Raw genomic sequence first — 11,702 nt, 5'->3', positions numbered from 1 at the left:
TCTCCCGGGCGAAGAAGGCCGCCGCGTTTTTTAACAAATCCCGCTCTTGACGCAGAATCTTGTTCTCATGCCGAAGCCGCGCCAGTTCCTTTTCCACGTCCGGATGGGGGCCAGACAGCAGTTCCGTCTCCGTTGCTTCTGTCTTCCAGCGCTGCAGCGTCGATTTCCCGATCCCAAGATCGGCTGCCACTTCGGCCACCGTCCGACCGCTCGTCGACAAAATCCGCAGCGCATCTCGCTTGAATTCCGCCGTGATCTTGACCTGCTTTACTCGAACCATCAAAACCTCCATCAAACCCAAATTTTAGGATGATGGCTCTCCACTTTGCCAGGGCAAGTCCACCCGGCTTGTCATTGATCGTGGACTCTATGGTGTGGCGGTTGTGGCGCTATTCCGGCAGATGCTCCATCCGCGGGCCGCGCCAACGGCTCTCGCCATGCCGACCGAGCCATACCATGCCCGGTGGCTTTGGTTCGCCTGCCACCCGGATGCCTGCCAGGGACGGGTTATTTGTCCTTGCTGCGGCTATCCGGGGGTGCCGGAGGGGAGTGCCGCGGGTACGGACTGCCTGCTGTGCGGATGGATTGCTGATGGCGATGATCTCGATCCGTTGTGGCGAACCCCAGCCAATGGCGGCATTGACCTTTCCCTGGCCCGGCAACGGTTCGAGGTGCTGGGTTATGGAACAGTGCCGACAAGCCTGTCGTCAGAACAGGCTGCCATTTGGCAGGATCCCGTTATCCTGGCCATCAAGCGGCGGCTGACGCTGGCATTGGCCCGGCTTGTCGGGGGTGGCGCTGTTGATGGTGTCGCACTGGCAGAGATTGAAACGCTCTGGCATGGCTACCGCACCGCGTTGCGCCGATGCGGATGGGAAGGAGTATGGCCGGATGAGCCCTCAGTCGAAACGTGACCAATCCCGCACGGCAGCGCGGCGCAGTCTTGAACAAGCCGCCGGCATGCTCAGGGGCGAGCGGATCAATGTCAGTCTGCTGTTCAGCGATATGCGCAGCGCTGTCAATTGGGCGGTGGATTGCTGGCTTCGACAGCAGTCGGAGGCACCTGGCGTGAGTTGGTCCGACCAGGAGGTCCAGTTTCTGCGTGTCGCTCCGGCTGATCTGCGGGGTGATTATCTCCGCCTTGTCGGCGAATTGCCCCGGCTGGCGCAGGATCTGTTCGATCTGCTCGGCACCGATGGTGCGGGTGAAATCAATGGCACGGCACCTTCACTGCGCCCCTGGAAAGCGGCGGCGGCGGTGTGGACCCAGAATGCCGCCGAACTCATTGGTCGTCTGGTCGATGAACAGGCCTCGGACCGGGCATCAACAGCCCGTCGCGTTGAAGCGGGCGCGTTGCAAGGTCGCCTGAACGGTTTGGTGCCTTGTCTGCTTCTGGTCCAGCCGGGTGGACATTACAGCCGCCTGCGCCATGCCGGCGGACAGGCCGGCCTGTTTTCCCTTGGGGAACCCAATGCAGACCGCTCCGGCAGCATGATTTCCAAGGGGTTGGTGATGCCGCTGTCCCTGTGCCGCGATCAGGCGTTGCGCGAGAAGCTGCTGGCCTTCTCGGAAATGTTGCGCCCGCCAGCGCCGGGCACGCCGGCTTGGCGGGTGGCCAACCGCCGCCGCGCGCTTCAGAACTGGCTGGATCGGGAGGGGTTGAGCACGCTGCGTCTTGCCGACCAGGAGCCGGTGCAGCGATGGACCAGGTTCACCTTGAACGCCGCAGTCTATTCCGACTTGCTTGCCCGTTGTGACTATGTGACGGCCATTGCTGATGATCCTGGGCAAACGAGCCGGGTTCTCGACCATGCCCCCTTTGCCTGGGCTTCCCATGGTGCCTTGTTGGACTGGTACATGGGTCATGATCTGTCGATGCCGGTCTCGCCCTTTCACCTGTATCTTGCCACGGATGTCAGCGGACTGTCGGATCCCTTCCGCCCTGGCCGCGGTCGGGATTGGCAGTTCCGTCCGGTGTCCTATTGGGCGACCTTCATCCAACCGGTCGAAACAGCACAGACCACACCTGTGTCTGTTCGATTGACCCAGGAAGAAGCGGACTATGGCTGGATCTACCTTGATCTCAGCCTGGGTGAAGGTACGGCGCAGATCACCCTGTCAGAGGTCTATGATCCGCTGCCGGCATTGCTGGATTGGCTTAAAGCTGTCGAGGATGGTGACCTTCCGCTTGGAGTCGCGGTCGATGAGGAAGGCTCCGAGGCTTGGCTGATTGCCCATGAATTTGATGAACATCGCCTGCTTGTTGCTGTTCTGGACCGGTATGAACGGACGGAGCGCGTATCCGCCGTTGTTGATCGCACGGATTTCATCGAGGTTTTCCAGGCCGAGCTTTTGCGATTCCTGAGTTCAGAGCTGGACACCGAACGCTGGAATACACGCGAGGAGGATGAATCCAAGTATCTTGAACGACTTCTTGCGCATCCTTTTTTTGGTAAACACTCGGATGCTTGATGTTCGAGAAAATAGATACAAATGTATCCAATTGTTCTCAATCAAAAAACTGCGAACGCTAGCGAAGAGAGAGTTTGTCTCCAGGTGCTTTCCCTCCGCCATCTACCTGATAAATCAGATACTTATCAGCATAACTTGCGGTTCGTGAACGGGGACCAGCCGTTGCGAATGGTTGTCTTTATGCTGACGCCTATGCTGACACATAACCGGCCCCGCCGCCAACATGGCGAACAGCCCGCTGCCGGGTTTCCGGGTCCAGGTAATCCAGATACAGTTCCGTGACCTTGACGCTGCTGTGCCCAAGCACGCCTTGCAGGTCATAGATGCTGCCGGCGCCGCGCTGGAGATAATCGACGGCAAACCAGTGCCGTGGGTCATGGAATCGGAAGGTGATCCCATGCTTGTCTGTCCCGGCCGGCCCCCGCGTGTTGCGGAAGCTGGAGGATGGATTGCTGATTCGCACCACCTCTTGCCGGCCGCCGTCGGCCTGCGCCAGCTGCCATGGTGCCTGTGCGATTGCCGCCAGCCGGTCCAGAGACAGGGGGCACGGGCGGCGATTGATCAGAAGCTGTTCAAGAACCATCGGCGACAGATAGGCCAGCCGTAGGAAGCGGCTGATAAAGGGCACCGTCACCCCCTCCGCGGCGGCGATATCCGTCAGGGTTGCCGCCTCGCCCCGCTCCAGCCGGCGACGCCAGTTCCAGGCGCGGGCGATGGCCCGCAGTAAACGGGGATCGAGCGCGCGCCCGTCGGCGGTCATTTCGATATCGGCTGGCGGCACGATGCGCGGGCGGTTGTTGCGGCGCTTCAGGGCGAGCGGGATGACAATGCGGATGGTATCGGGGGCAACGCTCTCCAGGCTACGCGGGGTGAGCAGATCGCGTACCAATGTGCCCAGGCTAGCGGTGCGCAGGTCAACGATGATGCCGTCTGCGGTAACGGTGACGCGATTCACCAGCTGCCGTACCAGACGCGCCTGTTCGGCCACGAACAGGGCAGACCAGATCTCATCGAACCGGTCCAACGCCGCCACCACCTCTCCCGCGGTCAGGTCGGGCGCTTCGGAGCGGGCCGCTGCCAGGGTCTGCGCCACGATCTCCTGGAGGTGGCGGTGTTGAAACTCTGGGGCACGAAAACGAAGGTGACGCCGTTGCGGTCGAACACCTCGACCAGCCGGGAAAAGCCCATCAGGGCGCGGTTCAGTTTGTCGATGACGGCTACTTCATCCTCGGTCCAACCGGCAATGCGGTTCTGGCCCTGATCGACAATCGGGAAGCGGCCGGCCCGCTTGTAGTTACGAGTTTGAATTTTCGCCTTTCCCGTCACGGGTACCGGAATAAGGCAGTCTGCAACGGTCGCCGTGGTCCACGTTCCCATTAGTGCCCCTCCTTAATCGACTGGGGGCGCAGCAATCGTAAAAGCTCGGACGTAATCAGAGCATCTTGCTTGCCGAGATTTTCCAATTCACAGATCAGGGCCGGAACGGAGCCCGCTTCAGCATCTTCGCTTTGGCCGGCCCACCGGCAGGGGCTGAGGTTGTAGTCCGCCTCCTCGGCCTGCACCTTGGTGACGACGGCGACCTCGCCGTCGACCGGTTCGCCTTTCAGACAGGCTGCCGCCGCCGTTGCGCTCGGCGGCGAAATCCGCAAGTCAGGTGCTCCCCGATGTCACGGGGCCGTCGCACCCATTGATGATGGTGGGTCTGATGGTGGTGCGGGGAATTTGCGGTTATTTCCGCCGCTGGTTGGGGCACTGGGGCAAGGTCATCGTCGCCCGTGTGCGGCCCCGTCGCCGATGCACCTTCAGGACAGAACAGGCCCGCCGCTCATTCACACCGAACGTCGCCCCCAGATGGGCGATCGTTCGGCGGCGCGCGGCGGGCCTCACCACTTTTTTTCCGCAACCTCGCGCAACATGGCGTTGTCCAGCATCGCCTCGGTCAGCAGTTTCTTCGGGCGGCTGTTCTCATTCTCCAAGCCCTTCAGGCGCTTGGTCTCCGATACTTCCAGCCCGCCATCTTTCGCTTTCCTGGCGTAAAATGTCGCCTCGGAAATTCCATGCCGCTGGCAGATCTCTGCTGTCTTCTGTCTCGCCTCCTGCTCCCGCAGAATCCCGATGATCTGCTCCTCGCTGAAACGGCTCTTCTTCATCAAATAGCCCTCCCCGGTCGGAAGGACTCCGCTTTACACTGGGCGCATTTCCAGGGAGCAGGTCAGTCAATTGCTGACCCCGCGAATTTATGGGGCGAACGGCTTTTCACACCACTTTGCGCATGGCGTCCAGAAAGCCGTCAATCTCCCGGTCCAGATCCTGGGATTGGCGGGCCAGTGCTGCGGCTGATCCTAGCAATTGGGTGGAGGCGGCACCGGTGTCGGCCGCTGCCCGGGTGACATTGGTGATACGGTGGGAGACATCCCTGGTGCCGGTGGCGGCCTGATCGACATTGCGGGCGATCTCGTTGGTGGCGGCACCCTGCTGTTCCACGGCGGCGGCGATGGCCACCGTGCTGCCATTGACGTCGACGACGACCTGGGTGATCTCGTTGATGCTGTCTACCGCCGACTGGGTGGCCGCCTGGATGTCGGCGACCTGGGTCTGGATATCCTCGGTCGCCCGGGCCGTCTGGCCAGCCAGATTCTTCACCTCCGACGCCACCACGGCGAAGCCCTTACCGGCCTCCCCGGCGCGGGCCGCCTCAATCGTGGCATTCAATGCCAGCAGGTTGGTCTGGGCGGCGATTTCCTGGATCAGGCCGACAACCTCACCGATGCGCTGTGCGGCGATGGACAGGGTGCCCACCCGGTCATTGGCGGCACGGGCGCGTTCCACGGCATTGCCGGTGACGGTGCGTGACCGTTCCACCTGCTCGGTAATCGCCTGGATGGAGGCGGACAATTCCTCAGCAGCCGAAGCCACCGTCTGCACATTGCCCGACGCCTGTTCGGCCGCAGTGGCCACGGCCATGCTTTCGTGATTGGTGTCTTCGGCGGCTTCCGACATGGTCTTGGCCGTATCCTCCACTTCCGTGGCGGCGCGGGTCACCTGATCGGTGACATTGCGGATGGAGCTTTCGAACTTATCCGCCATGGTGCGGAACTGTTCCACCTTCTGCCCCATGGCGCTGGTGGCGGTGTTCATCATGCGGCTGCCGGCCAGGAAGGTGCCAACCATGCCTTTTTCCATGACACGCCGGTAATAGATCTGGTTGGTCACCGCCTGCATGGAGGCCGCCGCCTCCCGCACGAAGGCATCGGCCCGGTCGGTGACATCATTGATCCGGTGCAGCAATTCCCCCAGCTCCCCGCCTTCGCGGATGCCGGTGATGCGCGCCTCATAATCACCCTGGGCCAGCCGCTCCATCACCTGGTTGGCGGCGATGATAGCGTTGTTGGCGCGGGTCAGCAGCACGAAGGCAGCGGCGGTACCGGCCATGGTGATGGCCCCGCCGATGGCGGACAGGATGCTGTGACCCAGAACCCAGCCGATCAACCCGACCAGCCCGCCAGCCAGGGCGATGATGCCGGCGATCTGTGCCTTAAAGAGAGAAGATGAACTGGTCATAGCTCTGCCCCCGTTCCCGCAATACCTTGCCCAGCAATGCCTCGCTCGCCGCCATGCCTTCTCGGATGCGGCTATGCTTGGCCTCCTCGTCCAACAGTGCCTTGTAGACGGGGGTGATGATCTCACTGACGATGCGGCGGTCGGCGGTGCGCCGGTTGGAATGGTAGCCGATAATATTGCCGCCCATGTCGCGGGATGGCGTCACATGGGCGAAAACCCAGTAATAGTCACCGTTGCGGGCCCGGTTGAGCACATAGGCGAAGATTTCCTTGCCGGCGCCGATCTGGTCCCACAACAACTTGAAGACGACGCGCGGCATATCCGGATGCCGGATACAATTGTGGGGCGTGCCGAGCGCTTCCGCCTCGGTCATATGGGCAACTCGCAGGAAGGTACGGTTGGCATAAGTAATGCGTCCGCCCTTGTCCGTCTTGGTGACGATCAGTTCGTCATCGGCGAACTGGCGCTCCCGACCGGTCAGGGCTGGCCTCTGGTTACTATTTTCACTCATCGGCGTTCCTTCCACGGCATTTTTGTGGCACCCTTCTACTGTAATGATTAAGTGGCCGCATTGATCTAGGTCAGCTACTTTCCATTTGGATATTGTTGGAAATTTTCCACTTTTTCGTGTGGCGGGCCTCACTATTTGTTAATGATACTTGGTTTATCCTGGTGATCGTTAGGGCACAGGCTTGGGAGGGTTTGGCCGATGAAAAACTTTCTCGACTCTGTTATGGCCGTCCTGCGCGAGGATGATGTGGTTACCCCGACCCCGTCAATGGGGGCGCTGCATCATGCAACTGAAAATGCCCATGATCCGGTGGCAATCCCGTCGCGTGGGCATAGTGCGGCCCTGGGCCCCACCTTGCGGCGCATTTTCGGCGAACGTGACCCCACACAATGCGGCAGTATGCATCTGCTGGGGCTGGAAAGCCTGCAGGCGCGGCTGGGTGCTCGCTGGGCCACCGTGGCGGAACGGGTTCACCAACTGGCGGAAAAGCTGCTGGAACAGAAACTGGGGCCGGGCGATGCCTGGTTCCGGCACGGACATGAAACCTATGTCGTCGTCTTTGCCCATCTGGGGCCAGACCAGGCCCGGCTGATCTGCGCCAAACTGCTGGAGGAACTGCAGAAGCTGTTGTTGGGCGATGTCGATACCGACTCGATCATCGTGCATACGGCGGTGCAGGAACTTGGGTCGGAGATGCTGTTTGCCCCGGCCAAGCTGAAGGACATGCTGGATGCCGCCATGGCGCAGCAGCGCCATGGGCTGGTCGATGCGGGCGGGGCACAGGCGGAGCCAGGGGCGGCGGCCGGATCGCATCCGGCCCTGTCCGGCTGGGCGGGGCCGCTGGAGGTGAAATATCGTCCAGCCTGGGATTCACGCCAGCAGGTGCTGTCGATCTTTATCGCCCGCTGCTGCCGGGCCCGCCGGGGGCGGATGCCGGCCTGGGGCTATGAGTGCCAGGATGATCCAGCCGATCCGCATCAGATTTTACAGACCGACATGGCGATCATGCGTCACGCCGTGGATGTGGCGCTGGAACTATACGATAACCGCTTCCGCTTTTTCCTGTCCTTGCCGATAAATTTCGAAACATTGGCGGTTGTGGCCCGCCGACGGGAAATGGTGGCGCTGCTTCAGACCATCCCGGCGCATATGCGGGCCTTCATAACCTATCACCTGACCGGTGTGCCGGCGGGCGTGCCGGCCGGCCGGTTGGCGGAGATGGTTTCCACCCTGCGGCCCTTTGGCCGTACCATCATGGTGGTGGTGGATATTCATGGCAATGATCTGCCGGCGGTCGCGGCCTCCGGTGCCAGGATCGCGTCGCTGATGCTGCCGCCGGGAAGCAGCGCGGAGCGGTTGCGGCCGGATTTGCTGCGCTTTGGTGCCGCTGCCGCCAAGCTGCGCCTGCACATCTCCTTGGAGTCGGTGGAGGATGTGGAGATGGAGAAGCTGTGCGAGGAGGCGGGTGTCTCCTTCCTGGCCGGCGGGCTGATCGGCGGCTGGGTGGATGTGCCGGAAAATGTGCTGCGCCTGTCCCGCGATGAACTGGTGAAGCCGCGTTAAGCGGTGCAAATCGGCAATAAAAAAGCCGCCAGAAGGCGGCTTGATCCCGAAGGTATGGTGGGCGGTACAGGGATTGAACCTGTGACCCCTTCCATGTCAAGGAAGTGCTCTCCCGCTGAGCTAACCGCCCGTATCTCTCACACGCAGGGCGCAGGATGCCCGGCGATCCGGCCTTTCGGCCCATACCCGCTGGATGGTGGGCGGTACAGGGATTGAACCTGTGACCCCTTCCATGTCAAGGAAGTGCTCTCCCGCTGAGCTAACCGCCCGATCCGTCGAGTGCCCCGGAAGTCGTAACCACCGGAGTGGGCGGGCTTATAGCAACTGCCCCGATGGCTGGCAACACCCTATTTGGGTGGCGGGGATAAATTTTTCATACCCGCCTTGGCTGGCGGGCGGCGAAGGATTCCGTTACATCTCACACCATGAGACCTGCGCCACCCAGTCCCAGCGTTGAACACCGCGTCACAGATGCGGAAGGGGGCATCTTCCGGCTGCATCAGCCGGAGGAGCAATTGCTGCCGGTTGTGCTGGCCAGCCCACATAGCGGGCGCGATTATCCGCTGTCCTTTATCGCCCGCTCCCGGCTGGACCCGGTCAGCCTGCGCCGGTCGGAAGATGGCTATGTGGATGAGATATTTCAGCCGGCCGTCGGCCTGGGGGTGCCGATGTTGGCGGCCCTGTTCCCGCGTGCCTTTCTGGACCCCAACCGCGAAGCCTTCGAACTGGACCCCAGCATGTTCGACGGGCCGCTGCCCGGCCATATCAACAGCCGCAGCCCGCGCGTGGCCGCCGGGCTGGGCACGGTGCCCCGTGTGGTGGCGAATGGGGAGGAGATCTATACTGGTCGTTTGCCCTTTTCGGAGGCACAAGCCCGGCTGGATCGCTGCTATTATCCCTATCATCAGGCGCTGCGGGGGTTGATCGAGGCGACGCGGGCGCGCTTTGGCTATTGCATCCTGCTGGATTGCCATTCCATGCCCTCCATTGGTCTGCCGCCGGAACTGGCTGCCGTGGGCAGCCTGGATGCCGTGCTGGGGGATTGCTTTGGCAGCGCCTGTGCGCCGCAGGTCACACTGGCGGCAGAAAGCAATCTGACTGCCATGGGCTATGTGGTGGGACGCAATGCCCCCTATGCGGGGGGCTATACCACCCGTCATTATGGGTGCCCCGCCGATGGGGTGCACGCCTTACAGATTGAACTGAACCGTGCGCTTTACATGGAGGAACGGTCCTTAAGCCGGCTGCCCTATCTGGAAGTATTGGCCGGTCATATGCGGCGGCTGGTGGCGGCGGTGGGGGCCGTTCCGGCACCGGTTCTGCTGCCCCGGCTGTAGAATCAGCCGGGGCAGCAGAACCGGTCAAGAATGAAGAAGAACAGGGGGAAATCATATGAGCAGCATCAGCATTCGCCCGGTCCGGCCCGGTGACGCGGCCGCCATCGCCACGATCTATGCGCCGCATGTGACGGACGGAACCGCCAGCTATGAGGCCGTACCACCCGATGCCGCTGAAATGGCCCGGCGTATCCAGGGGCTGGTGGATCAGGGCTATCCCTATCTGGTGGCCGAGCGCGACGGGCGCTTTTTAGGCTATGCCTATGCCAGCCCCTTCCGCTCCCGCCCCGGCTATCGCTTCACGGTAGAGAATTCGATCTATATCGCGCCGGAGGCCCAGGGGGCCGGGGTGGGCCGCGCCCTGCTGCGGGCGCTGATCGATATCTGCACCAAGGCCGGTTATCGCCGCATGGTCGCGGTGATCGGGGATGGCGGAAATGATGGTTCCATGGGGCTGCATCGGGCGCTGGGCTTCACCCCGGCCGCCACAGTGCCAGGCTTGGGGGTGAAACATGGACGCTGGCTGGATTGGGTAATGATGGTGCGGCCGCTGGGCAGCAGCGAGGCGCCGCCCACTCTGGATGCCATGCCCGTACCCTTTACCCCCCAGATGCTGCCGGGGCTGTAAAGCAGCCCTTCTGGGCCAGCACTGCCCAGGTGCGGGCGGCCAGCCGGGCCGTATCGTCCAACGGCGCATAGTGCCAGCTTTCCAGCTGTCCGGTGAAGGGGCGGGTGATGCCGGCCGCCCGCAGCCTGTCATGGAAGCGGGTGAATTTGGGTGCATTGCCGGCCAGGTCGATAATATGCACCGGCTTGCCGGTGCTGGCCGCCTCCGACACCATGGCCACGCTGTCGCTGGTGACGATCAACGCATCGGCCAGGGCCAGGAAGCCGAAATAGGGATTGTCGCCCGTGCCGTCCCACAACCAGACCGGCAGGCCCGCCAGTTTCTCCCGTAGGATGGCCTCATTCTCGGCACCGGTGCGGCGCGATGTGGTGATCATCAGGCCCAGCTGCTGTGCGCGCACCAGCCGGGCCAGCCTTTCCGCCAGTTCCGCCATGATGGCCGGTGTCAGCTGGCTGAAGCGGTTGGAACCGCCGATCATCACCGCCACCAGCGGCCGGGCCAGTCCCGCCACGCGTGGGGCGAATGTTGCCGCGGCGGCGGCCAGTTTTGCCGGCGTCACCCGATGGATAGCACCGATGCTTTCCACCAGATTGGCCCCGCTTTTGCCGTCATGGGCGGGCAGGGAGACCAGATCGAACCGGTCGAACGGCACGCCGGGATTCTGGATATGCACCCGCACGCAGCGTGATGCCCGGCGCCCGATGGCCATGGACAGGCCCACCGCTTGCCGGCCGGAGGAGATCAGCACATCCGGCCAGGGCGGACCCAACCCGTCTGAGCCCGGTGCCAGCGGCAAGGACAGGCCGGGCAGCGGCAGATAGGGTGTGGTCTGCCGCCAGGGTGTGCGCAACGCGATGCGCTTCACGATGGGTGTCAGGCCCATGGCTTCCGCCAGACCCAGGCAGGGATTTTCAATCCCGGCGCGGCCATCGGACATTACCCAGCAGGTGGGAAGGGGACAGTTTGTCACGGTTAATGGCCTTTTACCCATGGATCGTATAAGAAAATTTCACCTGAAACGGCCCCCGCTCTTGCAGCTTGCCGTCGGGCGTGTAATATCATTGCTCAAATCCAAACTCCTGGAGTCAAAGAAATCACCATGCGGCGGGTTAAACTCGACCGGATTGATCGGCGCATCCTACGCGACCTGCAGGCAGACGGCCGGATGACGAATGTGGAGCTGGCGCGGCGCGCTGGCATCTCGGCCCCCCCTTGCCTGCGCCGTGTGCGCGCGCTGGAGGAAGCCGGCTATATTCGCGGCTATCATGCGGACATCAATCCCGAATCCATGGGCTTCCATGTGACGGTTTTCGCACAGGTCGGCCTGTCCTCCCAGGCCGAAACCGACCTGAAGCGTTTCGAATCCCTGGTCAATAGCTGGCCGGAGGTGCGGGAATGCAACATGCTGGCCGGTGAGACGGACTTTCTGCTGAAGGTCGTCGCCGTGGATTGGGACAGCTATCAGCGCTTCCTGACCACCAAGCTGACGGCGGCCCCCAATGTCAGCCATGTGAAGTCGGCGCTGGCCATCCGCCAGTCGAAATATGAACCGGGCGTGCCCATCGATGTCGATGTCGGCCCGGAAACCAAGGATGATGACGAGGATTACGACGACGAGGCGTAATCAGTG

Annotated in this window: 13 protein-coding genes, 2 tRNA genes and 1 pseudogene; 5 read left to right on the top strand and 11 right to left on the bottom strand. The window is 62.3% G+C overall.

What is annotated here, in order from left to right:
- Both GE253_RS09825 and GE253_RS26505 read right to left on the bottom strand, forming a co-directional pair.
- On the bottom strand, positions 1-280 hold a 280-nt coding region (locus GE253_RS09825), incomplete at its 3' end, for a transposase (RefSeq protein ID WP_247878592.1).
- A gap of 427 nt (positions 281-707) precedes the next feature.
- Positions 708-842: a hypothetical protein gene (locus GE253_RS26505; RefSeq protein WP_282183198.1), complete on the bottom strand. Its 135-nt coding sequence runs from the start codon at positions 840-842 to the stop codon at positions 708-710.
- 49 nt (positions 843-891) lie between these two features.
- On the opposite strand from GE253_RS26505, the gene GE253_RS09815 reads away from it, so the two are divergent.
- Entirely contained in the window at positions 892-2,472 is a 1,581-nt protein-coding gene (locus GE253_RS09815; protein ID WP_153203910.1) for a hypothetical protein, read from the top strand.
- A 190-nt stretch (positions 2,473-2,662) separates the two neighbouring features.
- Here the strand turns inward: GE253_RS09815 and GE253_RS26040 are convergent, their stop codons facing one another.
- From GE253_RS26040 to GE253_RS09780, 6 genes and pseudogenes are all read right to left on the bottom strand, one after another.
- Positions 2,663-3,565 (bottom strand): hypothetical protein, encoded by a 903-nt coding sequence (locus GE253_RS26040; protein WP_211101407.1) that lies wholly within the window; start codon positions 3,563-3,565, stop codon positions 2,663-2,665.
- Positions 3,520-3,849: a hypothetical protein gene (locus GE253_RS26035; protein WP_211101406.1), complete on the bottom strand. Its 330-nt coding sequence runs from the start codon at positions 3,847-3,849 to the stop codon at positions 3,520-3,522. Before GE253_RS26035 ends, GE253_RS26040 begins: the two co-directional genes overlap by 46 nt.
- Complete coding sequence (locus GE253_RS26030; protein WP_211101405.1) at positions 3,849-4,121, bottom strand: hypothetical protein; 273 nt, start codon at positions 4,119-4,121, stop codon at positions 3,849-3,851. The genes GE253_RS26035 and GE253_RS26030 overlap by 1 nt, the downstream gene beginning before the upstream one ends.
- A 154-nt stretch (positions 4,122-4,275) precedes the next feature.
- A pseudogene (locus tag GE253_RS09790) lies at positions 4,276-4,622 on the bottom strand (transposase); the annotation flags it as partial.
- A gap of 106 nt (positions 4,623-4,728) precedes the next feature.
- The gene (locus GE253_RS09785) at positions 4,729-6,033 is read right to left on the bottom strand and encodes a methyl-accepting chemotaxis protein (protein WP_173012571.1); all 1,305 of its coding nucleotides are present in this window, start codon (positions 6,031-6,033) and stop codon (positions 4,729-4,731) included.
- A complete protein-coding gene (locus tag GE253_RS09780) occupies positions 6,008-6,544 on the bottom strand; it encodes a PAS domain-containing protein (RefSeq protein ID WP_153203908.1) in 537 nt (178 codons plus the stop codon). Before GE253_RS09780 ends, GE253_RS09785 begins: the two co-directional genes overlap by 26 nt.
- 198 nt (positions 6,545-6,742) lie before the next feature.
- Between GE253_RS09780 and GE253_RS09775 the strand changes: the two genes are divergently transcribed.
- Positions 6,743-8,107, top strand: a complete 1,365-nt coding sequence (locus GE253_RS09775) for a hypothetical protein (RefSeq protein ID WP_153203907.1) — start codon at positions 6,743-6,745, stop codon at positions 8,105-8,107.
- A 55-nt stretch (positions 8,108-8,162) separates the two neighbouring features.
- On the opposite strand, the gene GE253_RS09770 is transcribed toward GE253_RS09775, so the two are convergent.
- Both GE253_RS09770 and GE253_RS09765 read right to left on the bottom strand, forming a co-directional pair.
- A tRNA-Val gene (locus tag GE253_RS09770) sits at positions 8,163-8,237 on the bottom strand.
- Positions 8,238-8,301: 64 nt separating this feature from the next.
- Positions 8,302-8,376, bottom strand: a tRNA-Val gene (locus tag GE253_RS09765).
- Between the two features lie 156 nt (positions 8,377-8,532).
- On the opposite strand from GE253_RS09765, the gene GE253_RS09760 reads away from it, so the two are divergent.
- Both GE253_RS09760 and GE253_RS09755 read left to right on the top strand, forming a co-directional pair.
- Positions 8,533-9,444 (top strand): N-formylglutamate amidohydrolase, encoded by a 912-nt coding sequence (locus tag GE253_RS09760; RefSeq protein ID WP_153203906.1) that lies wholly within the window; start codon positions 8,533-8,535, stop codon positions 9,442-9,444.
- A gap of 55 nt (positions 9,445-9,499) precedes the next feature.
- On the top strand, positions 9,500-10,072 hold the full coding sequence (locus GE253_RS09755) for a GNAT family N-acetyltransferase (protein WP_153203905.1): 573 nt from the start codon (positions 9,500-9,502) through the stop codon (positions 10,070-10,072).
- Here the strand turns inward: GE253_RS09755 and GE253_RS09750 are convergent.
- The gene (locus tag GE253_RS09750) at positions 10,044-11,009 is read right to left on the bottom strand and encodes a mitochondrial fission ELM1 family protein (protein ID WP_153203904.1); all 966 of its coding nucleotides are present in this window, start codon (positions 11,007-11,009) and stop codon (positions 10,044-10,046) included. The genes GE253_RS09755 and GE253_RS09750 overlap by 29 nt on opposite strands.
- A gap of 162 nt (positions 11,010-11,171) precedes the next feature.
- Here GE253_RS09750 and GE253_RS09745 point away from each other — a divergent pair, with 162 nt between their 5' ends.
- A complete protein-coding gene (locus tag GE253_RS09745) occupies positions 11,172-11,696 on the top strand; it encodes an Lrp/AsnC family transcriptional regulator (protein WP_153203903.1) in 525 nt (174 codons plus the stop codon).
- Positions 11,697-11,702: the final 6 nt, after the last annotated feature.

This window comes from Niveispirillum sp. SYP-B3756 (genome assembly GCF_009495745.1).
Taxonomy (GTDB): domain Bacteria; phylum Pseudomonadota; class Alphaproteobacteria; order Azospirillales; family Azospirillaceae; genus Niveispirillum.
The sequence above is the reverse complement of the archived record's forward strand: the minus strand, read 5'-3'. Positions and strand labels throughout refer to the sequence as shown.